Raw genomic sequence first — 26,545 nt, 5'->3', positions numbered from 1 at the left:
GATCAGCCGCGCAGCCGCGCCTGATAATCATGGGCGGTCCAGTCGGCGCGGGCGCGCCACTGGTCCTCGGGCTGGCGCTGGGCCAGATCGTCGGAAATCTCGACCTCGTCGAAGCCGGAACGCCGGGCCATCGCGTATTGATCCGCGATCACGTGGCCCGCGGCGCGCAGCCGACCGGTGAAGCCCAAGGACCGCAGGTCGCGCGCATGGGTGAAACCGCGCCCGTCGGAGAAGGCGGGAAAGGTCACGCGGATCGCCGCGATCTCGCCCAGCCGGCCCACCAGCTCGCGCGGGTCGTCGGCGGGGGCGATCTCGATGGCGGTGTCGTTGGCGTCGACCTCGGCCAATGCCACGAAGCTGCCGGTGAAGTCGTCGGGGGCAAAGCCCTTGTCTGTCACGATCACGGTCATGTCGTCCTCATCGGGGCCATGCCCCCTGTCTGTCTGCGGGTCCGGTTTCAGGCCTCGGCCGTCTTGCCGCGCACCATCCGGCCATTCACGAAGTGAATGCCGCATTCTTCCTTGTCGCTGTCGCGCCAGCGCCCGGCGCGGGGATCTTCGCCCGCCGCTACCTTGCTGGTGCAGGGCGCGCAGCCGATCGACGGGTAGCCTTGGGCCACCAGCGGGTGCCGGGGCAGGCGGTTCTCGGCGATATAGTCCTGCAGGTCGGCGCTGGTCCAGTGGGCCAGCGGATTGATCTTGATGCGCAGGTCGTCCTCGTTCTCGAAGAAGTCGAGCGCGGCACGGGTTTTGCCCTGATAGCGCTTGCGTCCGGTGATCCAGCTGTCGAAGCCGCCCAGCGCGCGTTGCAGCGGCTCGGTCTTGCGGATCGCGCAGCACAGGTCGGTATCGGACTTGTGCAGCAGGTTCTGCGGGTCGTGTTCGGCCAGCGCCTCGGGCCGGGCCTTGATGGTCCGCATGTCGGTGAAGCGCAGCCGCTGCGCCAGATCCTGTTGGTAGGCGAGGGTCTCGGGAAACAGCATCTCGGTGTCGACGAAGAGCACCGGGGTGGTGCGGTCGATCACCGAGACGAGGTGCAAGAGCACCACCGATTCCGCGCCGAAGGAGCTGACCATGGCGATCCGGCCGAGCGCATGCTCGGCCAGCGCCTTTTCGAGCACCGCCGTTGCGCCGTGGTGGCGGTAGCGGGCATTCAGATCACGGACGGTCTCGTCGATCCGATGCGGCGTTTCATGCAGCATCAGCCCGCTCCCGTTTCGCCTCTTGCTCGGGGTAGAGCACCGCCTTGAAGGGCTCGGCCCCGAGTCGGCGGTAAGCCGCGAGGAAGCTCTCCTCGGGGTTAGCGCGCAGGTCGAGATAGCCCAGCACCAGCCGTTCGATCGCGGGCACGATCTCCTCGGCCGAAAAGCCGGGACCGGCGCGCTCGCCGATGGCGGCGGTCTCGTCGCCCGAGCCGCCCAGCGTCACCTGGTAGTTCTCGACACCGGCGCGATCGAGACCGAGGATGCCGATGTGGCCCACATGGTGGTGGCCGCAGGCGTTGATGCAGCCCGAGATCTTGATCTTGAGCGGGCCCACGTCATGCTCGAGCTTGAGCTCCTCGAAACGCAGCGCGATCTGCTGCGCCACGGGGATCGAACGGGCCGTCGCCAGTGCGCAATAGTCCATGCCGGGGCAGGCGATGATGTCCGACACCAGCCCGATATTGGCGGTGGCGAGGCCGTGCTCGCGCAGCTTGGCGTGCAGCTTGGGCAGGTCCGAGCGGTGGACATGCGGCAAGATCACGTTCTGCTCGTGACTGATGCGCAGCTCGTTGTGCCCGTAAAGATCGGCGAGATCGGCCAGAACGCGCATCTGCTCGGCGGTGGCGTCGCCCGGCGTCTCGCCGTGCTTCTTGAGCGAGACCGAAACGATGGCGTAGCCTTCGGCGCGGTGCGCGGTGAGGTTGGTGTCGACCCAGGAGCGGAACACCGGGTCGGCGGCATAGGCATCGTCATAGGCCGCGAGTGGCGCGTTGCGCCATGCGGGCGAGGCGAACTGCGCCTTGATCTCCTCGAACAGCTTCACGTCGATGCCCGAAAAGGCGGGCTTGGTGCGGGCGAATTGCTCGTTCACCGCGTCGCGGAAGGCATCGAGGCCGTTCTCGAAGACGGTGATCTTGATGCGCGCCTTGTACTTGTTGTCGCGCCGACCCAGCAGGTTGTAGGCGGCGACGATCGCCTCGCAATAGGGCAGCAGGTCTTCTTGAGAGACGAACTCCTCGATCACCTTGCCGATCATCGGGGTACGGCCAAGGCCGCCGCCGACGAGCAGCTTGTAGCCGATCTCGCCGCGGGCGTTCTCGACGATCTGGATGCCGATGTCGTGCGCTTGAATCACCGCACGGTCATGGCTCGCGCCGGTCACGGCGATCTTGAACTTGCGCGGCAGAAACTGGAACTCGGGGTGATCGGTCGACCACTGGCGCAGCAGCTCGGCCACGGGGCGCGGATCGGCGATCTCATCGGCGGCGGCCCCGGCGAAGTGGTCGGCGGTCACATTGCGGATGGTGTTGCCGGAGGTCTGGATCGCGTGCAGGCCGACATCGGCCAGCGCCTGCAGCATCTCGGGCACATCGCGCAGGGCGGGCCAGTTGTACTGAATGTTCTGGCGCGTGGTGAAATGGCCGTAGCCGCGATCCCACTTCTCGGCCAGAAGCGCCAGCGTGCGCATCTGATCGGAGTTGAGCGTGCCATAAGGGATCGCCACGCGGAGCATGTAGGCGTGAAGCTGCAGATAGAGCCCGTTCATCAGGCGCAGGGGACGGAATTCCTCCTCGGTGAGCGAGCCGTCGATGCGGCGCTCCACCTGTCCGCGGAACTGGTTGACGCGCTCTTGGACGAAGGCGCGGTCGAAATCATTATAGTGATACATGCTCAGAGCTCCACTTGCTTGCCGTGGGCATAGTTCGACGGCCCGCGCGTACGGAAGGTTTCGCGGAAATGCGTCGGCTCGGGGCCGTGCTCGCCCGACACGGCGTCGGCGAGATAGGGGCCGACGACGGTGGCCGCATCCGACTGCGCGATCAGAAGCCGCAGCTCGGCATGGGCCTCTTCGTCAAGCAATTCGGCCTCGTGCATGTCCGGGGTCCAGCGCCCGTCGGCGGTCAGCCAGACGGCATCGCCTTCGAGAAGGCGGTTGGCGGTCACGACCTTGGGCGTGAACTTGCGGGGCATGGCGCGATCTCCGTCCTGTGTTCCGGGCTTGATATAGGACAGATGTATTGCTTTTGGCTACCGGCACGGGCAGATAAGGAATGCGTGTTCCGTCAGGGGCCGTTGTGGGGACATACGTTCCGAATTGAAGGAGAGCCGCGAATGTCGTTCCAGCCCGACGAGATCGACCGGAAGATCCTGATCGAATTGCAGCGCGACGCGGGCCGCTCTCTCGATGACATCGCAAAATCGGTGGGGTCGTCCAAGACACCGGTCTGGAACCGGATCCGCAAAATGCGCGAGCGCGGCATCATCGGGCCGCAGACCGTAATCCTCGACGCCGAGGCGCTGGGCTTCGAGGCCTGCTTTTTCGTGCTGATCCGCACGAGCGCGCATGAGGCCGACTGGCAGGCCAAGTTTCTGGCCACGCTGCGCGACCGTCCCGAGGTACAGGAGGCGCACCGTCTTGCGGGCGACATCGACTACATTCTCAAGGTCAGGGTGCGCAACGCCCGCGCCTACGACGCCTTCTATCAGGCGTTGATCGCCGAGGTGCGGGTGCAGAGCGTCACGGCGCTTTTGTCGATGGAGGAGATCAAGTCGACGGTGGCGCTGCCGCTGTGAGGCGGATCTAGAAGGCCTGTACCATCAGCCGCTCCAGCCCGTGAAAATGGTAGAGATCGCCGTAGCGCGGCGGTTCGGCCAGCTTCAGGTCGGGGCAGTGCTGCATCAGGGAGGTGAGGGCGATCTGCATCTCGAGCCGTGCCAGCGGCGCGCCGACGCAGAAATGGATCCCCGCGCCAAAGCCCAGATGCGCCGGGCCTTTGCGGCGCGGATCGAAGCGATGCGGCTCGGCATAGACGGCGCCGTCGCGGTTCGCAGCCCCGAGCAGGCAGGCGATGCGGTCGCCGCGCCTGAAGCGGTGCCCGAAGATCTCCAGATCCTCGTAGACCCAGCGCGTGAACATGTGCAGCGGCGGATCGATCCGCAGCAACTCCTCGACGCAAGGCGCATCGATCTCGCGGTGATCGTGCTCGAGCAGCGTCTTCACCGCGTTGCCAAGGGAATGCACCGTCGCCTCATGGCCCGCGTTCAGCAACAGGATACAAGTCGAGACCAGTTCTTCGGTGGTGAGCTTTTCGCCCTTTTCCTCGGCGGCGATCAGCTCCGAGATCAGATCGTCTCCCGGCGTCCGGCGCTTGTCGGCGATGTAGACGGCGAGGAAATCGCAGAACGCCTGCGTCGCCATCTCGGCGGCATCCTCCATCGAGCGGGTGCGCTTGGCCTGATACATGCCGACCATCGCGTTGGACCAGGCCAACAGGTCGTCAGCGCGGCTTTCGGGCAGGCCCATGAGCCGGGCGATGACGATCACCGGCACCTGCCGCGCATAGGCGTCGAGCAGGTCGAAGGGGCCCTGTGGGAAGCCGTCGATCAGCCGGTGGCACAGCGCCTCTATCTCTGGCGCGAGGGCCATGACGCGGCGCGAAGTGAAGGCGCGCAGCACCAGACCGCGCAGACGGGTGTGAGCGGGCGGCTCGCGCTCCAGCATCGAATGCGCTTCGCAGGCATAAAAGGCGGCGAGGTGGTCGGGGACCTCGATCGCGCGCTCCACGGGGGCCTCGCGGCCCATGCGCCGATCGCGCAGCACCAGCGAGACCGCCTCGTGCGAAGTGGCGCAGACCATTTCGTAGTCGGTCCAGTAGAACAACGGCCCCACCGCCCGCGCCCGGTCATAGAACGGGTAGGGGTCCTGCACGAAGGCAGCCTCGGTCGGGGATTGTGTTAACTCTTGCATGACAAGACCGTGACCCGTGGCTCTGGTCTTGGCAAGCGCGCAAGCGGTAGGATGCGAAGATGGACGGGTCGCGGATCAGGCGAGCGCTGCGGGTGCTCGGATTTCTGGCACTGGTGGCGGGGCTTGCGCTGACCGTGCAGCACTGGGGCTATCGCGCGGCCCTGACCGACATGTCGCGTCGGGGTGCCGCCGATCTGGCACTGGCCTCGGACCGGCTCACCGGGGAGTTGCAGCGCTATCGGCAGCTTTCGGTGCTCACCGCGCGCCATCCCTATCTCGCGCCGCGTCTGGCCGGGCCGGATGCTGGCCGCGCCGAGGGGCTGCTGCGCCAGACCGCCGACATGACCGGCGCGCTCGATATCGTGCTGCTTGACCGCGAGGGGCGCGAGATCGCGGCGGCGGGCCGGGTGACACGGCGTCGGGACGCCGGGACCCCGTGGTTCGAGCGGGCGATGGACGGCGCGCTGGGCGTGGCGCATCTGTCGAGCCGTCGCTATGGGCGGCGGGTCTTCTTCTTTGCCGCGCCGATCTTTTCCCAAGACGGCCCAGTCATCGGCGCGGTTCTGGTGATCACCGATGTCGAGGCAATCGAGGCGAGCTGGCGCGGCGATCGCCCGGCGCTGTTCTTCACCGACGACGCCGATCAGGTCTTCGTGTCGAACCGCTCCGAACTGGTGGGCCGCTCCGATCTTGGCCTCGTGTCGCGCGAATTCACCGCCGGTCACGAGATCTGGCGCCTGCGCGCCGGGCCTTACCTGCCGGAGCGCGGCCTGCACCTGACGCAGCCGCTCCCGGTCATCGGTCTAATCGGCGAGGCGCTGCTCGACACGGCACCGGCCCGGCGCATCGCGCTGTTGCAGGCCTCTGCTGCCGCTGCCCTTTGTCTGGCCTTCGGGGCGCTGCTGTTTCTTGCCACGATCCGGCGGCGCACGCTGGCGCGCGCCAATGCCCGGCTCGAAGAGCGCGTGGCGCGGCGCACCGTGGCGCTGCAGGCGGTCAACGCCAACCTGCAGCGCGAGGTGGCCGAGCGGGCGGCGGCGGAGGCTCGCCTGCGCCGCGCGCAGGCCGATCTGGTGCAGGCGGGCAAGCTCTCGGCGCTGGGTCAGATGTCGGCGGGCATCAGCCACGAGCTGAACCAGCCCCTGATGGCGATCCGCAGCTTTGCCGAAAACGCCGAGACCTTCCTCGAACGCGGCAACCCAGAGGCCGCGGGGCGCAACCTGGGCCGGATCTCCGAACTCGCCCGGCGCATGGGCCGGATCATCCGCAACCTGCGCGCCTTTGCGAGACAGGAAAGCGAGGCGGTGGTCGACGTCGATCTCGTCGCCGTGGTCGAGGCGGCGCTGGAAATGGCGGCGGCCCGCGCCCGGCAGGCCGAGGTCGAGATTACATGGAGCCCGCCCACAGCCCCTGTGCTGGTGCGCGGCGGCGAGGTGCGGCTGCAGCAGGTGGTGCTGAACCTTGTCGGTAACGCCATCGACGCAATGGAGGGCCGCGAGGGCAAGCGCCTTGGCCTCGACATCGCGCAGGGCGGCGACCGCATCCGGCTCACCGTGCGCGACAGCGGGCCGGGTATTGGCGAGCCGGACCGGATCTTCGATCCGTTCTACACCACCAAGGAGGTCGGGGCCTCCGAAGGGATGGGCCTCGGCCTGTCGATCTCCTATGGCCTCGTGCAGAGCTTTGGCGGCGCGATCCGAGGCCGCAATCACGAAGACGGCGGCGCGGAGTTCACGGTGGAACTCGACCGCGCGAGGGCGAGCGAGGCGGCATGACGACCAAGGTATTGCTGGTGGACGACGACCGCGAGGTGCGCGAGGCGCTGGGCCAGACATTGGAGCTGTGTGACCTCGACCCGATCCTCGCGGGCTCTTACGTCGCGGCCAAGGACCACATCGTGCCCGAGTTCGACGGCGTGGTCGTCACCGACATCCGCATGCCGGGGCGCGATGGGTTTCACCTGCTCGAGCATGCGCGGGGGGTCGATCCCGAGCTGCCGGTGATCCTTTTGACCGGGGAGGGCGATATCCCGATGGCGGTGCGGGCGATGGAGCAGGGCGCGCATGCCTTTCTCGAAAAGCCTTGCGGACCCAAGGAGTTCGTCGCCGCCGTGCGGCAGGCGCTTGGCCTGCGGGCCGAGGTGCTGGCCGCGCGCCGCGCTCAGGCCGCCAAGGTGGCGGGCGATGCGGCGGCACGGATGCTGGTGGGCCGCTCGCCGCAGGCCGAGGCAATGCGGTCGCGCGTGCGCGCCATCGCGCGGGCCTCGGCCGAGGCGCTGGTCTGTGGCCCGCCGGGCAGCGGCACCTCCAAGGTGGCCGAGGTGATCCACCTGCTCTCGGCCTCGGCCCGCGCGCCCTTTGTGAAGCGCACCGGCGACGGGCTCGACGAGGCCGGATTGGCGGCGGCGATGGAGGAGGCGGGCGGCGGCACGCTTTATCTCGACGAGATCGCGACGCTGCCGCCCGCCACGCAATACGCTCTGCTCGACCGGCTCGAGAGCGGCGGCGCGCGGCCCCGCGTGCTCGGCGGCAGCACCCGTAATCCGGGCGCGGAGGCCGAAGCGGGGCGGCTCAACGCCGAGCTGTTCTGGCGGCTCGACCTGATGCGCGTCACCATCCCGGCACTGCGCGAGAGGCCCGACGACATCCCTGTCCTGTTTCGCCACTATGTCGCGCAGGCCTGTGAACAGGCCAACCTTCCTATGCCCGAGATCGAGCCGGAATTGCTGGCCCGGCTAATGGCACGCGATTGGCCCGGCAACGCCCGCGCCCTGACCTCGGTGGCGATGCGTGTGGCGATGGGGCTCGATCCGGGCCTCGACGCTGCCGCATCAACCGAGGAGGAGCCGGGCCTTGCCGAGCAACTGGCCCGCGTAGAACGCAGCTTGCTGATCGAGGCGCTGCGTCGCCACGAGGGCCACGCCACCCGCACCGCCGAGGCTTTGAAGCTGCCGCGCAAGACCTTCTACGACAAGCTGGCCCGCCATGAGCTGCGCGCGGAGGACTATCGGCGCGACTGACTGTGCGGATTTCCACACAGTTTAAGCGGGGCGTTGTGCGGATCTTCGCCCATTTTCGCCCGCCGTGGTAGGGGTTTGCTGAGCTTCATACGCCAAACCACTGTCCGGTAAGGAATAATAACCAATCTCCCCGCTGCGCGGTTTCCGGCTTGAGCAGAGAGCCGCCTGCCTGTTTTCTCGCCGGATAAGAAACCAAGTCCTCTGGGAGGAGACACATGAATTACCTTTCCCTCGCCGCCACCGCCGCTGCCCTCGCCATCGCTGCACAGGCCGCTCAGGCCGACCCGATGGGCTGCGACAGCGGCGAGACCGTGGTGAAGTTCAGCCACGTCACCAACACCGACAAGCACCCCAAGGGCATCGCCGCCGAGCTTCTCAAGACGCGGATCAACGAGGAGATGGAAGGCACGATGTGCATGGAGGTCTTCCCGAACTCCACGCTTTACACCGACGAGCAGGTGATCGAGGCGATGCTGCGCGGCGACGTGCAGATGGCCGCCCCGTCGCTGTCGCTGTTCGAGTCGATCACCAAGGCCTACCGCCTGTTCGACCTGCCGTTCCTGTTCGATGACATCGCCGCCGTCGATGCCTTCCAGGGCTCCGAGGACGGTCTGGCCATGCTCGACAAGATGCAGCGCCGCGGCGTGCAGGGCTTGGGCTTCTGGCACAACGGCATGAAGCAGATGTCGGCCAACAAGCCGCTGCTCGAGCCCGGCGATGCCAACGGCCTGAAATTCCGCGTGCAGCCCTCCGACGTGCTGGTCGCTCAGATGGAAGCGCTCGGCGCCAGCCCGCAGCCGATGGCCTTCGCCGAGGTTTACGGCGCGCTGCAGACCGGCGTCGTCGACGGTCAGGAGAACACTTGGTCCAACATCTATGGCCAGAAGTTCTTCGAGGTGCAGGACGGCATCACCGAGACCAACCACGGCGTGCTCGACTACATGGTCGTGGCCTCCGTCGACTTCCTCGACAGCCTCGATCCGGCGGTGCGTGAGCAGTTCGTCACCATCACCAAGGAAGTGACCGCCGAGCGCAACGCCGCCGTCACCCAGGTCGATGAGGAAGCCCGTCAGGCGATCCTCGACGCCGGTGGCGAGATCCGCGAGCTGACCGAAGAGCAGCGCGCGGCCTGGGTCGAGACCATGAAGCCGGTCTGGTCGCAGTTCGAGGAAGAGGTCGGCGCCGACATGATCGAAGCCGCCCAGAACGCGGGCAAGTAAGCTAGACTGGACCAGCAGGGGCCGGGCCGCCGCCGTGCGGCCCGGCCCCTCGCATATCCGCAACACGGCAACACGAGGGGACACGGGGGATGAACGCCGTCCACAACAGGCCCGACAAGGGCCGTTTCGCCCGCATCGTCGAGGAATTCGAGGAAGGCACCATCGCTTTCCTGCTGGGCGCGATGACGCTGCTGACCTGCACCAACGTCATCATGCGCTATGGTTTCAACAGCTCGATCATCTGGAGCCTCGAGACCGTGCTGGTGCTGTTCGCCTGGCTGGTGCTGTTCGGCATCGCCTACGGCTTCAAGATCACCGCGCATTTGGGCGTCGACGCCGTCATCAACCTGCTGCCCGCGCGCCCGCGCCGGATCGTGGCGCTGATCGCCTGCGCGGCGGCGCTGGCCTACGGCGTGCTGCTGCTGAAGGGCGCTTGGGACTATTGGGCCCCCTTTGCCGACCTACCCAAGACCACCGGCAAATGGCTGCCCACCGGCTTTGACACCGCCGCGCGCACCACCTCGTATTTTGAAACCGACCAGATCCCGATGTTCGGCTGGCTGCGGTTTCTCGAGGACTGGATCAACTACGGCGATCGCTACTCCAAGATGCCGCGCGTGATCCCCTATCTGATCCTACCGATTTCGGCGGCGCTGATCCTGTTCCGTTTGATCCAGGCCACGGTCCGCATCTGGCGCGGTGAGTCCGAAAGCCTGATCGTCAGCCACGAAGCCGAGGATGCCGTCGCGGACGTCGCGCATCTGAACCGGGAGATCTCCTGAACCATGGAAGTCGCACTTCTCTTCCTGATGATCGTCGGGCTGTTGCTGATCGGCGTACCGATCGCCATCGCGCTCGGCCTGTCGTCGATCATCTTCCAGCTGCTGTTCTCAGAGACCTCGCTGGCCTCGATCGCGCAGTCGCTCTACCAGTCGATGGCCGGTCACCCCTCGCTCTTGGCGATCCCCTTCTTCATCCTCGCCTCCTCCTTCATGTCGACAGGCGGCGTGGCGCAGCGGATCATCCGCTTTGCCATCGCCTGCGTCGGTCATCTCAAGGGCGGCCTCGCCATCGCCAGCGTGCTGGCCTGCATGATGTTCGCGGCGCTGTCGGGCTCGTCCCCGGCCACCGTGGTCGCCATCGGCTCCATCGTCATCGCGGCGATGCGGCAGGTGGGCTACACCCGCGAATTCGCGGCCGGCGTGATCTGCAACGCGGGCACCCTGGGCATCCTGATCCCGCCCTCGATCGTCATGGTGGTCTATGCCTCGGCCACCGATGTGTCGGTGGGCCGGATGTTCCTCGCGGGCGTGATCCCGGGCATCCTCGCCGGTGTCATGCTGATGGTCACGATCTACGTCATGGCACGGATCAAGGACATGCCCGCCGGGGACTGGCAGGGCTGGGGCGAGATCTGGGCCAGCTTCCGCGATGCCTTCTGGGGTCTGTTCCTGATCGCGATCATCATGGGCGGCATCTATGGCCATCCGTGGATCAGCTTCGATGGCGGCTTCCCGATCACTTGGGCTCCGGGCGCCTTCACCCCGACCGAAGCCGCCGCCGTCGCCGCCGTCTATGCCTTCCTCGTGGCCACATTCGTCTACCGTGACATGGGGCCTTTGGCGGCCAAGGAGCCGGGCGGCAGGCCGACCTCGCTGTTTCGCGCGCCATGGGCGCTGATCACGGGCTTCGTGCACCGCGACACGCGCAAGACGCTGTTCGAGGGCGGCAAGCTGACCATCGTGCTGATGTTCATCATCGCCAACGCGCTGATCCTCAAGCACGTGCTGACCGACGAGCAGATCCCGCAGCACATCGCCAACGCGCTTCTTAGCGCGGGCCTCGGCCCGATCACCTTCCTGATCGTGGTCAACGTGATCCTGCTGATCGGCGGTCAGTTCATGGAGCCCTCGGGCCTCATCGTCATCGTGGCGCCGCTGGTGTTCCCGATCGCGATCCAGCTCGGCATCGATCCGATCCACCTTGGCATCATCATGGTGGTGAACATGGAGATCGGCATGATCACGCCCCCCGTCGGTCTCAACCTCTTCGTGACCTCGGGCGTCGCGGGGATGTCGGTGATGGGGGTGGTGCGCGCGGCGCTGCCGTTCCTCGCGGTGCTCTTCGTGTTCCTGATCATCATCACCTACGTGCCGTGGATCTCGACGGTGCTGCCCAATGCAGCGATGGGACCGGAAATCATAGTGAACTGATGCGGCCACTCAGGCGGCGCAAGGCAAAGGGCACCCGTTCGGGTGCCCTTTCGCGTTCGAGGGCAGGCAGGGGGCTCCGGGGGGAACGACGCGGGCCGCGCCGCGTTGGAAGGCAACTCATATTAGATGGAGGTCGACATGCGAGTTCAGGACATCATGACCGGCAACCCCGCCTGCTGCCGCAGCGACAGCAGCCTGTCGGAGAGCGCCAAGCTCATGGCCGAGCACGACTGCGGCGCGCTGCCGGTGGTCGATGAGAACAACGCCCCGGTCGGCATCGTCACCGACCGCGACATCTGCTGCCGTGGCGTGGCCGAGGGCCGCGGCGGCGACGCGAAGGTGTCGGACGTCATGACGCGCGATGTGCTGACCGTGTCGCCAGAGGACGACGTGGAGGCGTGCTGCGACAAGATGGAAGAGCGTCAGGTGCGCCGCGCGGTCGTGATCGACGGCGAAGGCAAATGCTGCGGCATGGTGGCTCAGGCCGACATCGCGCGCAAAGCCAACAGCGACATCACCGCCGAGCTGGTGCGCGACGTTTCGATGTAAGCGTGGCAATCACGGAGAAAAAAGGGCCGGTGCTGAGGCGCCGGCCCTTTTTTGTGGCTCGGGATCCGCTCAGAGCGAGGATTCGAGCGCCGAGACGATGGGCGAGAAGTCGGTCGACTTCAGGCTCGCGCCACCGACCAGCGCGCCGTCGACATCCGCCACGCCAAAGATTTCTGCGGCGTTGTCGGGCTTGACCGAGCCGCCGTAGAGCAGGCGGATCGCATCGGCCTCATCGCCAAAACGCTCGCGCAGCTTGGCACGCAGCGCGCCGTGCACTTCGGCAATCTGCTCGACGCTCGGCACCTTGCCGGTGCCGATGGCCCAGATCGGCTCGTAGGCGACGACGGTGTTGGCCCCGGTCGTGCCCTCGGGCAACGAGCCTTCCAACTGCGCGCCCACGACGTCGAGCGTCTCGCCTGCCTCGCGCTGTGCATCGGATTCGCCCAGACAGACGATGGCCGTGAGACCGGCTTTATGCGCGGTCTCGGCCTTGGCGCGGACGATGTCGTCGGTCTCGTGGTGAGAGGCCCGACGCTCGGAATGGCCGACGATGACGAAGCGCGCGCCCGAATCCTTGAGCATCTCTGCCGAGATGTCGCCGGTGTGCGCGCCGCTGGCCTCGGCATGGCAGTCCTGACCACCGACACGGATCGGCTGGCCGCCGAGGGCGAAGGCCATGCGCGAAACCAGCGTCGCGGGGGGGCAGACCACGATGTCGACGCGCGGCGCCGCCCAGGCGATGCCCAGCGCCTCGATCTCCTTGAGATCGGCGTTGGTGCCATTCATCTTCCAATTGCCCGCGACAAGTTTGCGACGCATGTGTCGTCCTTTCGTGTGAGAAGAGTTGCGCCTGTGTAGACCATAAGGTCCAGCGGCAAAAGCCGAGGGGCCGGTCCCTTTCGGAACCGGCCCCTCACAAGGCGATGGAGGTGCGGATCAGCTGCCCTGACGCTCGGCGGTCAGCTCCGCGACATCCTTGAACTTGATCGATTCGCCGCAACCGCAGGCGTCCTCGACGTTCGGATTGCGGAATTTGAAGCCGCTCTCGAGCAGCGATGTCTCATAGTCGATCTCGGTGCCGAACAGGAACATCTGCGCCATCGGCGCGATCATCACCCGCGCCCCGTCCTGCTCGACCGTTTCGTCGTTGGAATCGGCAGCGTCGACGTACTCCATGGTATATTCCATGCCCGCGCAGCCACCCTTTTTGAGACCGATGCGCAGCCCCGCATGGCCACCCTTCTCCATCAGCCGGGCGATCTGGCGCGCGGCGGCGGGGGAAATGCTGACGGCCTGCTTGCCGGGGATCGAGAACATGCGTGCCTCCTGTTTGGGCTCGCCTTCAACATAAGGGCAGGGCGGGGCCGTCTCAAGGCGCGCTTATACCGCTTCGGCCGGTGTCGCCTGTGGAAACACCGATCGGCCCTCGGCCTGCATCTCGGCCATGCGTTCCAATAGCGCCTCGCGCATCGCGCAGGAGGTGGTCCAGGAACTGTTGGCATCCGCGCAGGCGACGCAGAAGGTCACGGTCTTGCCGAACACGTCATGGCCTGTCGTGAGCACCATGTGCGAGTCGCGCTCGCCCAGACCCTCGAAGTCGCCCGAATCGACGAATTCGTAGAACGTGTCGCGCAGCGGGGCCACGGCCGCGTCATGCGCGAGGCGGATCTCGACCTGCCGGATGATCGAAGGTTCGCGCATGGTCCAGTTCTCGAAGGGCTCGTTCACGAACTCCGAGACGGGGGCGACGATGCGCGCCCCGGTCCAGCTGCGCAGCTGGACATAGGTGAAGTTGATCCGCTCCACGTTGCACCAGTAGTCGCGGTAGAGCACCGTGTCGCCGATCTTGGCCGAGCGGTTCATCGCGATCTGCAGGCTGGCGAGGATATTGCCCAGGATATGCCGCGCGGCAAAGCCGATCAGCAGCGTCAGCGCACCGGCGGAGGCCAAAAGAGACAGGCCCAGCGCGCTGGTGAGGTTTGCCTCCGACAGCACCACGCCACCGCCCACCAGCACGATCAGCACGATCAGGATGCGCCGCCCGGCAGCGATGCGGGTTGCGATATTGCGGCGGTCCTCCATTTCGGCGTTGAACAGCTTGTCGTCGTCGAAAGGCACAATGCGGTTGAGCACCGCGTCGACGCCGTTGAGCACGAAGACGATGGCCGCCGCCGTGAAACCCATCACGATGAGCGGCGTCAGCACAGTGTCGATCTTGCCCGAGAAGATGAAGATCGCGTCGGTGACGAGCGCCGCCGTGCCGGTGACCACGGCGATGATGATCGGCATCCGCGTGGCGCGCAGAATATCGGTCAGGGTGCGGCTGCGCACATGCGAGGCCACGGCCGCCTGCATTCGCCCCGCAACAAGCCCCGCCAGCGCCGCGAGGCCGATGAGGATCGGCAGGCCCACCAGCTCCCACCGCATCAGGCCCCAAGCCGCCTCTTCGCGCCAAGCGGCGGGAAGCTCCTCTTCGATCCAGGTGGGGCCATAGAGCGCATGCAGCGCGGGGATGTTGGCGACGGTCTGGCTGGCGAAGACCCAGACCGGCTCGCCGTCCTCGGGCTTGATGCGGTTGAGGCGCAATGCCACGGGGCGGGTTTCGAGATCCACGATGTCGATCAGGATCGAACGCTGCGGCTGACCCGCCACGGGGTTGTCCGAGCTGCCGCGCGTCTCGAGCGCGTCGGGGCGCTCCAGAAGTTCGGACCAGTTGATGACCGCCTTGCGATTGAGCACCTGCACGAGATCGGCGGCAAGACGCGGGCCCTTCGCGGTCTGCTCCTCCGGGGGGATGTCCGACAGGTCGAGCAGATGCGCCGCCGCCACCCGGTCGCCCGAACCCACGAGATCGAGGAGCGCCTCCATTGTGGACTGCGGCGTGGCGCGGTCCAAGCCTTCGGGCGCAGGGCCCAAACCCTCGTTCAGGCTCTCGACCTCGAAGAAGGCGGTGCCGTCCTGCGCCGTGGCGGCACAGGCGGTGGCGATCCAGATCAGGGCGACGGCGATCCAGCGGCGGGGGGCGAGTGGCATGGCGGACATGTGAGCCAAACCGGGGTGGAGCGAAGCGGTTCCCCCCGCTCGAACGCCTCCGCCTTTGCCACTGCGTCCCGCCCATGAAAAAGGGCGCCCAAGGCGCCCTGTTCCGCGATCCCGGAGGGCGCGCAGAATTACATGAAGCCAAGCTCCAGCCGCGCCTCGTCGGACATCATCTCCATGCCCCACTGCGGCTCCCAGACCAGATCGACATCGACCTGCTTGATGCCCGGCACGGCGCTCACCGCGTCGGCGACCCAGCCCGGCATCTCGCCCGCGACGGGGCAACCGGGGGCGGTGAGCGACATCTTCACGTTCACCGCGCTCTCGGCGTCGATATGAATCGTGTAGACGAGGCCGAGGTCGTAGATGTTCACCGGGATCTCGGGGTCGTAGACCGAGCGACACGCCTCGACGACCTGGTCGTAGAGCGGGTGATCGGTCGTGGAGGGCGCGATCAGCGGCGTGCCTTCGAGTTGGGTGTCGGGCATGGGCTGTCCTTGGGCTGGAGCGTGGCGCGCTTTGGCGGCGCCGATACCTGAGCGATCATATAGGAAAAGCGGCCCCGTTGGTAAAGAGCACGGAGTTTATTCGCCATTGCGCGAATCCGTTCCTCCAAGGCCGCCCAGTGATCAGCCGACGCGCTGGCCTTGGGAGTCGATCACGAGGCTGCCGTCCTCCTTGGCCACGGGGCCGGGGGGCAGCACGTCGAGCAGATCGAGCACAAGCTCGGACGGGCGGCACAGGCGCACCCCCTTGGGCGAGGCGACGATGGGTCGGTTCACCAGCACCGGATGCGAGATCATGGCGTCGAGCAGGGCCTCGTCGGCGACGCTCTCGTCGAGAAGCCCCAGCTCGGCGGCAGGTGACTTGGAAGTGCGCAGCGCCTCGCGCGGGGTCAGCCCGGCGGCGGCGAAAAGGGCGAGGAGCTGCGGCCGGGTCCAGCCGGTGTCGAGATATTCGATCACGACCGGCTCGGTGCCCGAAGCCCGGATCAGCTCCAGCACATTGCGCGAGGTGCCGCAGGCGGGGTTGTGGTGGATGACGATGCTCATGCGGGGGGCTCCTGAGGGGTGTCTGCGGCAAAGAGCCAGCCCGCCACGACCACGCCGATCAGCGCGCCCACGACCTGCGCCAGCACGAAGCCCGGCAGGTCGAAGGGACGGATGCCCGAAAACGTGTCGGTGAAGCTGCGGGCGATGGCGACGGCGGGGTTGGCAAAGCTGGTGGAGGCGGTGAACCAGTAGGCGGCGGTGATGTAGAGGCCCACGAGCCACGGGATCGCGGCGGGGGCCTGCTTGAGACCGGCGAAGATCGTGAAGACGAGGCCGAAGGTCGCGACGATCTCGGCCAGCCATTGCGGCCCGCCGGTGCGGATCTTGGTCGCGGTCTGCAAAAGCGAAAGATCGAACATGCCATGCGCCAGCAGCGCGCCCGCGATGCCGCCGAGGATCTGCACCGCGATGTAGGGGCCGACCTCGCGCCACGGCGCGTGCCGCCGCACCGCGAAGGCCAGCGTCACGGCAGGGTTAAAATGCGCGCCCGACACCGGCCCGAGACATGTGATCAGCACCACGAGGATCGCCCCCGTGGGCAGGGTATTGCCCAAGAGCGCCAGCGCCACGTCATCGGTCAGGCTCTCGGCCATAATGCCCGACCCGACCACGGCGCAGACCAAAAGCCCGGTGCCAAGGGCTTCAGCGACGAGGCGACGCGCGAGGCTCATGCCTCCGCTCCGGGGCGACACAGTTCGGGCTGGCCGCCGCAGCAATCCTCGACGAGAAAATCGACCAGCGCTGAAACCCGCTCCATCGCTGCGAAATAGCGGATCGAGCGGCCCTCGCGGCGACTTTCGACCAGCCCTGCGCCGTGCAGCACCGAGAGGTTGGCCGACATGGTGTTCTGACGCGCGCCCAAGGCTTCTGCGATCTCGCCCGCCGCCATGCCGGCGGGACCGGCTTTGACCAGCAGGCGGAAGGCGTCGAGCCGCGAAGACTGGGCGAGGGCGGCGAGGGCGGTGATGGCGTCTGTCTGTTCCATGTATCGGGAAATATCGATATGATGCGGTCCGGTCAAGCCATGTCGATTGCGCGGCGCGCCATTGGGCGCTATCGGCTGCGCCATGAGCTTTTCCTTTTCCCTGAACGCCACCGATGGCGCCGCCCGCACCGGGGTCATCTCGACCCCGCGCGGCGAGATCCGCACGCCCGCCTTTATGCCGGTCGGCACCGCCGCCACCGTCAAGGCGATGATGCCCGACAGCGTGCGCCAGACCGGCGCCGACATCCTGCTCGGCAACACCTATCACCTGATGCTGCGCCCCACCGCCGAGCGGATCGACCGGCTCGGGGGGCTGCACAAGTTCATGAACTGGGAGCGGCCGATCCTCACGGATTCAGGTGGTTTTCAGGTGATGAGCCTCGCAAGCCTGCGCAAGCTCACCGAAAAGGGCGTCACCTTCAAAAGCCACATCGATGGCTCCAAGCACGAGATCACGCCTGAACGCTCGATGGAGATCCAGAAGCTTTTGGGCTCGGACATCGTCATGGCCTTCGACGAATGCCCCGCGCTGCCCGCCGATCGCACCCGCATCGCCGAATCGATGCGCCTGTCGATGCGCTGGGCGCAGCGCTCGCGCGATGCCTTTGGCGACCGTCCCGGCCACGCGTTGTTCGGCATCCAGCAGGGCGGGCTGGAGCGCGACCTGCGCGAGGAGAGCGCCGAGAAACTGCGCGAGATCGGCTTCGAGGGCTACGCCGTCGGCGGCCTTGCGGTGGGCGAGGGGCAGGAGGCGATGTTCGGCTGCCTCGATTACGCGCCCGGCCAATTGCCCGAGGACAAGCCGCGCTATCTCATGGGCGTTGGCAAGCCCGACGACATCGTCGGCGCGGTCAAGCGCGGCATCGACATGATGGATTGCGTGCTGCCCTCGCGCTCTGGTCGCACCGGGCAGGCCTGGACCCGGCGCGGGCAGGTCAACCTGCGCAACGCGCGTCATGCCGACGATCCGCGCCCGCTCGACGAGGCCTGCACCTGTCCGGCCTGTGCGAACTACAGCCGCGCCTATCTGCACCATGTTGTCCGCTCGCAGGAAATGATCGCGGGCATGCTGCTGACCTGGCATAACCTGCACTATTACCAAGAGCTGATGGGCGACATGCGCGCGGCGATTACGGCTCACGATTTCGCGGGCTTCGAGACGCGGTTTCACGCGCAGCGGGCTGAGGGCGACATCGACCGGCTTTGACCGGGGGCACGGGCGGTGGACGCTTAGCCGTCCATCGCGCCGTCCCAGTCATAGACGACGATGCCCCTAGTCTCGCGCGCGCTCAAACTGCGATAAAGTGCGCGTGCTGCGGCGTTGTCCGCTTCGGTCGCGAGCCAGATGCCCGTGCAGCCCATCGCGCGGGCCCGTTCGATCAGCCTTCGGCACAAGGCGCGCGCAACGCCCCGGCGGCGCCATGGCACATCGACCCCGACCTCGTTGATGAAAAAGGCGGGGGCTTTGTCGGGATGGCGCAGCACCGTGCCGGAGGCGAAGCCGACGACCAGGTCGTCGATCGTGGCGAAGACCAGCTCGTGACCGGGGTCGCCCACGAAGCGTTCCAGTTCGCGGGCATCGACCGCATGATCGAAGGCGTCGCAGCCGTGCAGCCGGTGGGCATTGCCGTGAACAAGCAGGTGATAGATCACCCCTTCCGTCATGCCGGTCACCATGTCGCACCCTTGTCAGTTCGCCGGGTGAAGGGCGTTCCTCGGGTCGGGCCCATGTTCGAGCTTTTTCCGAAGCTTGCGAATAGGGTATCAGATTGCCGGTTTTGTTCCCTTACCGGGCGGTGCGCAGGCGCACAGTCGCCCTGCGCGGATGCCCTGCTTGCGGCTTCGCTGCGGCGGCATAGGTCCTCTCCAACCTTTTCGGAGAGGACCGAAGAATGACCGACAAGCTTTTCACTTCCAGCAAGCTCGGCGACGTCGAGCTGAAGAACCGGGTGCTAATGGCCCCGCTGACCCGCAACCGCGCCTCGAAAGAGGGCGATGCGCCCTATGACATCCATGTCGAATATTACCGCCAGCGCGCGGGCGCGGGTCTCATCATCACGGAGGCCACGCAGATCACCCCCGAGGGCAAGGGCTATATCCAGACCCCCGGCATCTACAGCCGCGAGCAGATCGACGGCTGGAAGAAAGTCGTGAACACGGTGCATGGCGAAGGCGGCAAGATCGCGCTGCAGCTCTGGCACGTCGGTCGCATCAGCCATGTGTCGCTGCAGGAGGGCGGCCAGAAGCCAGTCGCGCCTTCGGCGATCAAGGCCGAGGCCCAGACCGTGACCGAAGAGGGCTTTGTGGACGTCTCCGAGCCGCGTGCGCTCGAACTCGATGAGATGCCGCGCCTTGTCGAGGATTACCGCCGTGCGGCGGAAAACGCCAAGGAGGCGGGCTTTGACATGGTCGAAATCCATGCCGCCAATGGTTACTTGCTCGACCAGTTCCTGCGCGATGGCGCCAACAAGCGCGACGACGCCTATGGCGGCAGCCCAGAAAACCGTGCGCGGCTGATTCTCGAGGTGGTTGATGCCGTGGTCGAGGTTTACGGCGCGGGCCGCACCGGTATTCGCCTGTCGCCGCTGATCGAGGTCGCGGGGCTGAAGGACAGCGACCCGATGACGGTCTATGGCTACCTGATCCCCGAGCTGAGCCGCCGTGGCATCGCCTATATCCACATGGTGGAGCCGGGCGCGCAGGGCGATCTCGACCAAGAGGGCGGCCAGCAGACCGCGCGGCTGCGCGAGATGTTCGAAGGCGCCTATATCGCGAATGCGGGCTACGACCGTGCCAGCGCGATCCGCGTCGTCAAGAACGGTCAGGCCGATTTCGTGGCCTTCGGGCGGCCCTACATCGCCAACCCCGATCTCGCGGAGCGGCTGGAGATCGACGCCGATCTCAACGAGGGCGACCAGTCGACCTACTACGGTGGCGGCATCGAGGGATATCTCGACTACCCGACCCTCAAGGAAACCAAGGCGGCCTGATCGGGTCTTGCCACGACATCGGTACGGGCAGGCCTTCGGAGCTTGCCCGCGCCGCCGCGCCGGGCCACATTGGCGCGACTGCCGGGCGAGACACGCTTGAACTGGCGCGCTCCTTCACCCAAGTAACACCCCGGACAGGAGATGGTCACACGGCTGCCGCACAGCGGGGTCAGACCGTCTTGCCAAGATAAGGATACAATGAGCATGCAAGAGCCCCTCAGCCCCTCCTACCCGGTGCTGCCTCTGCGCGACATCGTGGTGTTCCCGCACATGATCGTGCCGCTGTTCGTGGGCCGCGAGAAATCGGTGCGCGCGCTCGAGGAGGTCATGGCCGATGACAAGCAGATCCTGCTGTCGTCCCAGGTCGACCCCGGCGTCGACGACCCTTCGTCCGAAGGCATCTACAAGGCCGGAGTTCTCGCCAACGTGCTGCAGCTTCTCAAGCTGCCCGACGGCACCGTGAAGGTGCTAGTCGAGGGCAAGTCGCGCGTGCGCATCGCCGAGTTCGTGGAGAACGACAGCTTCTTTGAGGCCAAGGCCGAATATCTCACCGAGATGCCGGGCGATCTGGAGATCGTGACCGCTCTCGTGCAGAGCGTTGCGCAGGAATTCGAGCGCTATTCGAAGATCCGCAAGAACATCCCCGAAGAGGCGCTCGCGGCCGTCACTGAGGCGACCGATCCGGCCAAGCTTGCCGATCTCGTCGCGGGCCACTTGGGCATCGACGTCAAGCAAAAGCAGGACTTGCTGGAAACGCTCGACGTCGCGCAGCGGCTCGAGAAGGTCTATGGCCTGATGCAGGGCGAAATGTCGGTGCTGCAGGTCGAGAAGAAGATCAAGACCCGCGTGAAATCACAGATGGAACGCACCCAGCGCGAATACTATCTGAATGAGCAGATGAAGGCCATTCAGAAGGAGCTGGGCGACGGCGAGGACGGCCAGAACGAGGTCGCCGAGCTCGAAAAGCGCGTCTCCGAGACCAAGCTGTCGGACGAGGCCCGCGAGAAGGCCGAGGCCGAGATCAAGAAGCTCAAGTCGATGTCCCCGATGTCGGCCGAGGCCACGGTCGTGCGCAACTACCTCGACTGGCTGCTGTCGATCCCGTGGAACAACCCGTCCAAGACCAAGAAGGACCTCGCGCTGGCGCAGAAGGTGCTCGATGGCGATCACTTCGGTCTCGAGAAGGTCAAGGAGCGGATCGTCGAGTATCTTGCGGTGCAGCAGCGCTCCAAGAAGCTGAAGGGGCCGATCATGTGCCTCGTCGGTCCTCCGGGCGTCGGCAAGACGAGCTTGGGCAAATCGGTCGCCAAGGCCACGGGGCGCGAGTTCATCCGCATCTCGCTCGGCGGCGTGCGGGATGAAAGCGAGATTCGCGGTCACCGCCGGACCTACATCGGCTCCATGCCCGGCAAGATCATCCAGGCGCTGAAGAAGGCCAAGACCTCGAACCCGCTGATCCTGCTCGATGAGATCGACAAGATGGGTCAGGACTTCCGCGGCGATCCCGCGAGTGCGATGCTCGAGGTGCTCGACCCTGAACAGAACGGCACCTTCGCGGACCACTACCTCGAGGTGGAATACGACCTCAGCAACGTGATGTTCCTGACCACGGCGAACTCCTACAACATGCCGGGGCCGCTTCTCGACCGGATGGAGATCATCAGCCTCGCGGGCTACACTGAGGAAGAAAAGCGCGAGATCGCGCGTCAGCACCTGATGCCCAAGGTTCTCAAGAACCACGGGCTGAAGCCGACCGAGTTCTCGATCGACGACGCGGCGCTCACCGAAATGGTGCGCACCTATACCCGCGAAGCCGGTGTGCGGAACCTCGAGCGCGAGCTGTCGAAGATCGCCCGCAAGGCGGTGACCAAGATCGTCCGCAAGGAGGTCAAGACCGTTGAGGTGACGCCCGAGAACCTCGCCGACTATCTCGGTGTGAAGCAGTTCCGCTATGGGCTGGCCGAGAAGGAGGATCAGGTAGGCGTGGTCACGGGTCTGGCCTGGACCTCCGTGGGTGGCGATCTGCTGCAGATCGAAGCGCTGCGCCTGCCGGGCAAGGGTCGGATGAAGACCACCGGCAAGCTTGGCGACGTGATGAAGGAATCGATCGACGCGGCGTCGAGCTACGTGCGCTCCATCGCGCCGCAGATCGGCGTGAAGCCGCCGCGCTTCGATCGCATGGACATCCACGTCCATGTGCCCGACGGCGCGACGCCCAAGGACGGCCCGTCCGCTGGTCTCGCCATGGTGACGTCGATCGTGTCGGTCCTGACCGGCATTCCGATCCGCAAGGACATCGCCATGACCGGTGAGGTGAGCCTGCGCGGCAACGCCATGCCGATCGGTGGCCTCAAGGAGAAGCTGCTCGCGGCGCTTAGGGGCGGCATCAAGACGGTGCTGATCCCCGAGGAGAATGAGAAGGATCTCGCGGAGATCCCCGACGTGGTGAAGAACGGGTTGGAGATCATCCCGGTGACCCATGTGTCGGAGGTGCTGCGCCACGCGCTGGTGCGTCAGCCCGAGCCGATTGAGTGGGACGAGGAGGCCGAAGAGGCTGCTGCGGCCGCCCGCGCGCTCGAAACCCCCGGTGGCGGGGCGGGCACGACCGCGCATCACTGACCCAGGCGAAGGGCGCCCCTCGGGGCGCCCTTTTCGCATTTGGGTGAAATTGCCGCTTGGGAGGTCTTGCGCCGCTCGGCGGGGATCGCTAAACGACGCGCCAACGGGTGATTAGCTCAGTGGTAGAGCGCTTCGTTCACATCGAAGATGTCAGGGGTTCAAATCCCTTATCACCCACCATGATACGGAAGGCGCGCCCCACGGGGCGCGCCTTTTGCGTCTCAGGCCTTCGGTATGGGCAACCGGGCCAGCACCGCGCGCATCAGCCGCGCCGAGTTCTCGGCCGCCACCGACAAGAAGGCCGCGATCTCGTTCTCGCCATCGCCGCCACCCGCGAGGTCCGACAGCGAGCGAAACGCCACGAAGGGCACATCGTTGGCATAGGCCACCTGCGCGACGCTGGCGCTCTCCATGTCGAGCACGCGTGCCTCGAAGCAGGCAAAGGCGTGGTCGCGAAAGCCCGCGTTGTCCATGAACACCGGCCCCGAGACGCCATTGCCGCCGATCACCACTTGCGGCGTTGCCGCGCCGCAGGCTTGCAGCTCAACGCCCTGCGCCGCCGCGCGCGCGATCTCCAGAAGCTCCGGGTCGCTGTCGAACCAGAATCGGCTCTCGGGCAGGGTTCCACCGGGCGGCACCACGTCGACGCCGCGGCTGTGGATCATGCCGAAGTTCGCCACCGGCGCGCCCATCCAGCCGGGCAGGGCATAGCCATCCTCCGTCTCTCGCGCGAAGGCGCCTTCGAGGTAGTGTCCCCAGCGTTGGGCCACCACCACGTCGCCGATCCCAAGGCTCGGGTCGACCCCGCCCGCGATGCCCGAGAACAGGATCGAGGTGACGTTGAAATGATCGAGCGCCGCCTGCGTGGTCATCGCCGCGTTGACCATCGAGATGCCCGAAAGGAACAACACGACCTCGCGCCCTTCGAGCCGTCCGGTGATGTAGGTCGCAGGGCCGATGCGTCGGCTCTCGGCTCCTTCGATCGCGGCCTCGAGAATCGCGATCTCGGGCGCGAAGGCCGAAATCACCGCGATGCGCGGGTGGTCGTCGGGCGCCGTCGCGGCGGCGGGTATGGCGCGGGTGGCGGTGTCGGCTGCGTCATTGGTGGCGGCGCTGATGGCGGCGGCGATGGGAAACTGCGTCATGCGAACTCCGGGGCTTGTCTCTCGGCCCCTGCTACGGCGCGCGGGCGATATAGGTCCAGTGCCCGCACGCCGCGTTTCACAAGAGCCTGCCGCCCGGCCCCGGCACGCGTGGGCAGGGATCGGCTTCGGGTTCGAGCCCCATGTCGCGCGCGAGATGCGTATCGCGGCGCAGATCCCGCAGGCGCAGCACCTGATCCGCGTGGCGCATCGACTGCAACTCGTTGCACAGCGCGTCGTCGAGCGGATCATGGGCGCGGCCCTGCGGCGCGAACCGGGCGGCAAGGCGGCGCAGGAGGCGAAGGGAGAATCGCGGGTGGGGCAGGGTGACGGTCATGTTCGGGGCTCCTCGGAGGCTTGTGATTCCGTTTCGGAGCCCTCAATCTGCGACCTCAAGTAAGGTTGAGGTCAAGCGCGATGTCGAAACCAGTTCCAAGCGATCTCAGCGTCGGCCAGATGGCGGCGCGCGCGGGCGTGCCGGTGTCGACCTTGCATTTCTACGAAGCCGAAGGGCTGATCCGCAGCTGGCGCACCCCTGCCAACCACCGTCGCTATGACCGGCGCGAGCTGCGTCGGGTGGCGATCATCAAGGTGGCGCAGTCGGTCGGCGTGCCGTTGTCGCAAATTCGCGACGTGCTCGACGGATTGCCGCGCGACCGCGCCGTTTCGGCCCGCGATTGGGCCGCAGCGGCGGAGCCTTGGCGTGAGATGCTCAGCGAGCGGATCGAGCTGATGACGCGGCTGCGCGACCAGATGGGGTATTGCATCGGCTGCGGCTGCCTGTCGATCGACAGCTGTCCGCTTTATAACGCCGACGACCGGCTGGGCCGATCCGGTCCCGGACCACGCCGCTGGACCGGACCGAGGGAGGAGCGCGCATGACGATACCCGAGATCTACGTGATGCGGCATGGCGAGACCGAATGGAACGCCGCGCGCCGTATGCAGGGCGGGCTCGATTCGCCCCTGACCGCGCAGGGTCAGGCGCAGGCCCGCGCCATGGGGCGGTGCCTCGCCCAGCGCGGCATAGGCCCCGAAACCCATCGCTTGCTCTGTTCGCCGCAAGGCCGCGCCGTCGAGACCGCGCGGCTGGCGTTCGGCACCCCCCCGCAGACCGACCCGAGGCTGCGCGAGATCGCGATGGGCGATTGGTCCGGCCTCGACCGCGCCGAAATCGATGCGCGCTGGCCCGGCCCAAAGGATGAGCACTTTATCGATTTCTATGCGCGCGCGCCGAACGGCGAGGGGTTCGCCTCGCTCTGGTCGCGCTGTGCGGATCTGCTGGCCACGCTCGACGGCCCTGCCATCCTCGTCACCCACGGCATGACCTCGCGCGTGCTGCGCACCATCGCGACAGGCGGCACACGGGCCGATCTGGCGCGGGTGCCGGGCGGGCAGGGGGTGGTGTTCCGGGTGGCGCAGGGTCGACACGAGAGGATCGCCGTGGCCCTTGCAGCCCGCGAGGCAGACCGCTAAACCGACCCGCGCGGGTGGTTAGCTCAGTTGGTAGAGCGTCTCGTTTACACCGAGGATGTCGGGGGTTCGAGCCCCTCACCACCCACCACACTCCCGCACAGCCCTCCTGCGAAGCTGCGCCTCACCGCGCGGGCGGCGAAGTGCTATGTTGGTCCTGTAAGGACAGGAGGCCGACATGAGCCAGATCCCCAGCTTCGATCCACTCGACATCAGCGTCGATGCGGAGGCGATCGAGACCGTCATCGTGCCACGCGCCCGCGATCTGGGCGGCTTCGAAGTGCGCCGGGCCCTGCCTGCGCCGCGCCGCCAGATGGTCGGGCCGTTCATCTTCTTCGATCAGGTCGGCCCGGCAGAGTTCCTGCGCGGGGAGGGATTCGACGTGCGCCCGCATCCGCATATCGGGTTGGCGACCGTGACCTACCTGCTCGAAGGACAGATCCACCACCGCGACAGCCTTGGCACCGACAGCTGGATCGCGCCGGGTGCGGTGAATCTGATGGTCGCAGGCGAGGGCATCACCCATTCGGAGCGCGTCGACGGCGAAGCGCGCGCCAATGGCGGCCGTATGTTCGGGCTGCAGACCTGGCTGGCGCTGCCCGACGACATGGAGGACGGGCCTGCGCGGTTCGAACATGCAGGCGCCGAAACACTGCCGATGATCGAGGAGGGGGGCGTGAAGCTGCGCCTCATGCTGGGCAACGCCTATGGGGCCGCCTCTCCGGTCGCCGCGCCGGGCGAATTGTTCCACGCGGACGCCGAGCTGGCGCCGGGCGCGCATCTGCCGCTTCCCGACGAGCACGAAGACCGCGGCGTGCATGTGCTCTCGGGCAGCGTCGAGGTGGCAGGGCAGGTGTTCGAGGCGGGGCGGATGATGGTGTTTCGTCCCGGTGACCGGATTTCGTTGCGTGCGGGGCCGGCAGGCGCGCGCATCGCGCTTCTGGGCGGGGCGACGATGCCGGGACCGCGTCACATCTGGTGGAATTTCGTGGCCTCGTCGCCCGAACGGATCGAGGCGGCCAAGGCCGCATGGCGCGCGGGCGACTTCACGCATGGGCGCTTTCGCCTGCCGCCGGGGGAAAGCGAGCATATTCCACTGCCCTGAGGGCCGATCGAGAGGCTGCCCCAGGGTCAGCCGGACAATCTCGCGGAAGGGGCGATTTTGCACAGATCGACGCTTGACGCCCCCCGCCGCACTGCCTAGAACCCGCCTCACGTTCGGCGCTGCCGGACGACAAGATGCGCGGTTGTAGCTCAGTTGGTTAGAGTACCGGCCTGTCACGCCGGGGGTCG

Annotated in this window: 28 protein-coding genes and 2 tRNA genes; 15 read left to right on the top strand and 15 right to left on the bottom strand. The window is 66.6% G+C overall.

The features are described 5' to 3' along the window. Window positions 1–2: 2 nt before the first annotated feature. From AADJ02_RS15745 to AADJ02_RS15730, 4 genes are read right to left on the bottom strand one after another with little or no spacing between them, the layout of a single operon-like run. Complete coding sequence (locus AADJ02_RS15745) at window positions 3–410, bottom strand: DUF934 domain-containing protein (RefSeq protein WP_341213958.1); 408 nt, start codon at window positions 408–410, stop codon at window positions 3–5. A gap of 47 nt (window positions 411–457) precedes the next feature. Continuing rightward, window positions 458–1,201, bottom strand: coding sequence for a phosphoadenylyl-sulfate reductase (locus tag AADJ02_RS15740; RefSeq protein WP_341213957.1), 744 nt, complete (start codon window positions 1,199–1,201; stop codon window positions 458–460). Beyond that, window positions 1,191–2,873, bottom strand: coding sequence for a nitrite/sulfite reductase (locus AADJ02_RS15735; RefSeq protein WP_341213956.1), 1,683 nt, complete (start codon window positions 2,871–2,873; stop codon window positions 1,191–1,193). The genes AADJ02_RS15740 and AADJ02_RS15735 overlap by 11 nt, the downstream gene beginning before the upstream one ends. Window positions 2,874–2,875: 2 nt before the next feature. Further along, on the bottom strand, window positions 2,876–3,175 hold the full coding sequence (locus AADJ02_RS15730) for a DUF2849 domain-containing protein (protein ID WP_341213955.1): 300 nt from the start codon (window positions 3,173–3,175) through the stop codon (window positions 2,876–2,878). Window positions 3,176–3,316: 141 nt separating this feature from the next. On the opposite strand from AADJ02_RS15730, the gene AADJ02_RS15725 reads away from it, so the two are divergent. Next, window positions 3,317–3,778: an Lrp/AsnC family transcriptional regulator gene (locus tag AADJ02_RS15725; RefSeq protein ID WP_341213954.1), complete on the top strand. Its 462-nt coding sequence runs from the start codon at window positions 3,317–3,319 to the stop codon at window positions 3,776–3,778. Window positions 3,779–3,785: 7 nt separating this feature from the next. Here the strand turns inward: AADJ02_RS15725 and AADJ02_RS15720 are convergent, their stop codons facing one another. After that, a complete protein-coding gene (locus AADJ02_RS15720) occupies window positions 3,786–4,952 on the bottom strand; it encodes a cytochrome P450 (protein WP_341213953.1) in 1,167 nt (388 codons plus the stop codon). Window positions 4,953–5,011: 59 nt separating this feature from the next. Here AADJ02_RS15720 and AADJ02_RS15715 point away from each other — a divergent pair, with 59 nt between their 5' ends. The 6 genes from AADJ02_RS15715 (at window position 5,012) to AADJ02_RS15690 (ending at window position 11,953) form a co-directional block, all read left to right on the top strand. Next, entirely contained in the window at window positions 5,012–6,727 is a 1,716-nt protein-coding gene (locus AADJ02_RS15715) for an ATP-binding protein (protein ID WP_341213952.1), read from the top strand. Then, window positions 6,724–7,971: a sigma-54 dependent transcriptional regulator gene (locus AADJ02_RS15710; RefSeq protein ID WP_341213951.1), complete on the top strand. Its 1,248-nt coding sequence runs from the start codon at window positions 6,724–6,726 to the stop codon at window positions 7,969–7,971. The genes AADJ02_RS15715 and AADJ02_RS15710 overlap by 4 nt, the downstream gene beginning before the upstream one ends. A gap of 215 nt (window positions 7,972–8,186) precedes the next feature. Next, complete coding sequence (locus tag AADJ02_RS15705) at window positions 8,187–9,191, top strand: DctP family TRAP transporter solute-binding subunit (RefSeq protein ID WP_341213950.1); 1,005 nt, start codon at window positions 8,187–8,189, stop codon at window positions 9,189–9,191. Between the two features lie 89 nt (window positions 9,192–9,280). Next, window positions 9,281–9,973, top strand: a complete 693-nt coding sequence (locus AADJ02_RS15700) for a TRAP transporter small permease (RefSeq protein WP_341213949.1) — start codon at window positions 9,281–9,283, stop codon at window positions 9,971–9,973. Between the two features lie 3 nt (window positions 9,974–9,976). Further along, the gene (locus tag AADJ02_RS15695) at window positions 9,977–11,404 is read left to right on the top strand and encodes a TRAP transporter large permease (RefSeq protein ID WP_341213948.1); all 1,428 of its coding nucleotides are present in this window, start codon (window positions 9,977–9,979) and stop codon (window positions 11,402–11,404) included. Between the two features lie 138 nt (window positions 11,405–11,542). Next, window positions 11,543–11,953 (top strand): CBS domain-containing protein, encoded by a 411-nt coding sequence (locus tag AADJ02_RS15690; protein ID WP_341213947.1) that lies wholly within the window; start codon window positions 11,543–11,545, stop codon window positions 11,951–11,953. Between the two features lie 69 nt (window positions 11,954–12,022). On the opposite strand, the gene tpiA is transcribed toward AADJ02_RS15690, so the two are convergent. The 7 genes from tpiA to AADJ02_RS15655 form a co-directional block, all read right to left on the bottom strand. Continuing rightward, on the bottom strand, window positions 12,023–12,772 hold the full coding sequence (gene tpiA / locus AADJ02_RS15685) for a triose-phosphate isomerase (protein ID WP_341213946.1): 750 nt from the start codon (window positions 12,770–12,772) through the stop codon (window positions 12,023–12,025). 117 nt (window positions 12,773–12,889) lie between these two features. Continuing rightward, entirely contained in the window at window positions 12,890–13,270 is a 381-nt protein-coding gene (locus AADJ02_RS15680) for an iron-sulfur cluster assembly accessory protein (RefSeq protein ID WP_341213945.1), read from the bottom strand. 63 nt (window positions 13,271–13,333) lie between these two features. Beyond that, window positions 13,334–14,986 (bottom strand): mechanosensitive ion channel domain-containing protein, encoded by a 1,653-nt coding sequence (locus tag AADJ02_RS15675; protein ID WP_341213944.1) that lies wholly within the window; start codon window positions 14,984–14,986, stop codon window positions 13,334–13,336. Between the two features lie 137 nt (window positions 14,987–15,123). Next, window positions 15,124–15,480, bottom strand: a complete 357-nt coding sequence (locus AADJ02_RS15670) for an SUF system Fe-S cluster assembly protein (RefSeq protein WP_341213943.1) — start codon at window positions 15,478–15,480, stop codon at window positions 15,124–15,126. A 141-nt stretch (window positions 15,481–15,621) separates the two neighbouring features. Continuing rightward, entirely contained in the window at window positions 15,622–16,044 is a 423-nt protein-coding gene (gene arsC, locus AADJ02_RS15665; protein ID WP_341213942.1) for an arsenate reductase (glutaredoxin), read from the bottom strand. After that, the gene (locus AADJ02_RS15660; RefSeq protein WP_341213941.1) at window positions 16,041–16,715 is read right to left on the bottom strand and encodes an MIP/aquaporin family protein; all 675 of its coding nucleotides are present in this window, start codon (window positions 16,713–16,715) and stop codon (window positions 16,041–16,043) included. The genes arsC and AADJ02_RS15660 overlap by 4 nt, the downstream gene beginning before the upstream one ends. After that, window positions 16,712–17,029, bottom strand: a complete 318-nt coding sequence (locus AADJ02_RS15655; RefSeq protein ID WP_341213940.1) for a metalloregulator ArsR/SmtB family transcription factor — start codon at window positions 17,027–17,029, stop codon at window positions 16,712–16,714. Before AADJ02_RS15655 ends, AADJ02_RS15660 begins: the two co-directional genes overlap by 4 nt. A gap of 82 nt (window positions 17,030–17,111) precedes the next feature. On the opposite strand from AADJ02_RS15655, the gene tgt reads away from it, so the two are divergent. Beyond that, complete coding sequence (gene tgt, locus AADJ02_RS15650) at window positions 17,112–18,236, top strand: tRNA guanosine(34) transglycosylase Tgt (protein ID WP_341213939.1); 1,125 nt, start codon at window positions 17,112–17,114, stop codon at window positions 18,234–18,236. Window positions 18,237–18,259: 23 nt separating this feature from the next. Here the strand turns inward: tgt and AADJ02_RS15645 are convergent, their stop codons facing one another. Further along, window positions 18,260–18,694 (bottom strand): GNAT family N-acetyltransferase, encoded by a 435-nt coding sequence (locus AADJ02_RS15645; protein WP_341214025.1) that lies wholly within the window; start codon window positions 18,692–18,694, stop codon window positions 18,260–18,262. 227 nt (window positions 18,695–18,921) lie between these two features. Between AADJ02_RS15645 and AADJ02_RS15640 the strand changes: the two genes are divergently transcribed. The 3 genes from AADJ02_RS15640 to AADJ02_RS15630 all read left to right on the top strand — a co-directional run bounded on the left by AADJ02_RS15640 (window position 18,922) and on the right by AADJ02_RS15630 (window position 22,818). Beyond that, complete coding sequence (locus AADJ02_RS15640; RefSeq protein WP_341213938.1) at window positions 18,922–20,019, top strand: alkene reductase; 1,098 nt, start codon at window positions 18,922–18,924, stop codon at window positions 20,017–20,019. A 204-nt stretch (window positions 20,020–20,223) separates the two neighbouring features. Next, window positions 20,224–22,638: an endopeptidase La gene (gene lon, locus AADJ02_RS15635; protein WP_341213937.1), complete on the top strand. Its 2,415-nt coding sequence runs from the start codon at window positions 20,224–20,226 to the stop codon at window positions 22,636–22,638. A gap of 105 nt (window positions 22,639–22,743) precedes the next feature. After that, window positions 22,744–22,818, top strand: a tRNA-Val gene (locus AADJ02_RS15630). A 41-nt stretch (window positions 22,819–22,859) separates the two neighbouring features. On the opposite strand, the gene AADJ02_RS15625 is transcribed toward AADJ02_RS15630, so the two are convergent. Continuing rightward, window positions 22,860–23,783 (bottom strand): 5'-methylthioadenosine/S-adenosylhomocysteine nucleosidase, encoded by a 924-nt coding sequence (locus AADJ02_RS15625; protein WP_341213936.1) that lies wholly within the window; start codon window positions 23,781–23,783, stop codon window positions 22,860–22,862. Window positions 23,784–23,859: 76 nt separating this feature from the next. After that, the gene (locus AADJ02_RS15620; protein WP_341213935.1) at window positions 23,860–24,117 is read right to left on the bottom strand and encodes a hypothetical protein; all 258 of its coding nucleotides are present in this window, start codon (window positions 24,115–24,117) and stop codon (window positions 23,860–23,862) included. A gap of 80 nt (window positions 24,118–24,197) precedes the next feature. Between AADJ02_RS15620 and soxR the strand changes: the two genes are divergently transcribed. The 4 genes from soxR to AADJ02_RS15600 all read left to right on the top strand — a co-directional run bounded on the left by soxR (window position 24,198) and on the right by AADJ02_RS15600 (window position 26,357). Further along, on the top strand, window positions 24,198–24,662 hold the full coding sequence (gene soxR, locus AADJ02_RS15615; RefSeq protein WP_341213934.1) for a redox-sensitive transcriptional activator SoxR: 465 nt from the start codon (window positions 24,198–24,200) through the stop codon (window positions 24,660–24,662). After that, window positions 24,659–25,255, top strand: a complete 597-nt coding sequence (locus AADJ02_RS15610; protein WP_341213933.1) for a histidine phosphatase family protein — start codon at window positions 24,659–24,661, stop codon at window positions 25,253–25,255. Before soxR ends, AADJ02_RS15610 begins: the two co-directional genes overlap by 4 nt. Before the next feature lie 12 nt (window positions 25,256–25,267). Next, window positions 25,268–25,343, top strand: a tRNA-Val gene (locus AADJ02_RS15605). Between the two features lie 87 nt (window positions 25,344–25,430). Continuing rightward, entirely contained in the window at window positions 25,431–26,357 is a 927-nt protein-coding gene (locus AADJ02_RS15600) for a pirin family protein (protein ID WP_341213932.1), read from the top strand. Window positions 26,358–26,545 lie beyond the last annotated feature (188 nt).

It is taken from the genome of uncultured Limimaricola sp. (assembly GCF_964022235.1).
Classification (GTDB): Bacteria; Pseudomonadota; Alphaproteobacteria; order Rhodobacterales; family Rhodobacteraceae; genus Limimaricola.
Note: the sequence above shows the minus strand (reverse complement) of the source record. Positions and strands in the feature narration are given on the sequence as shown.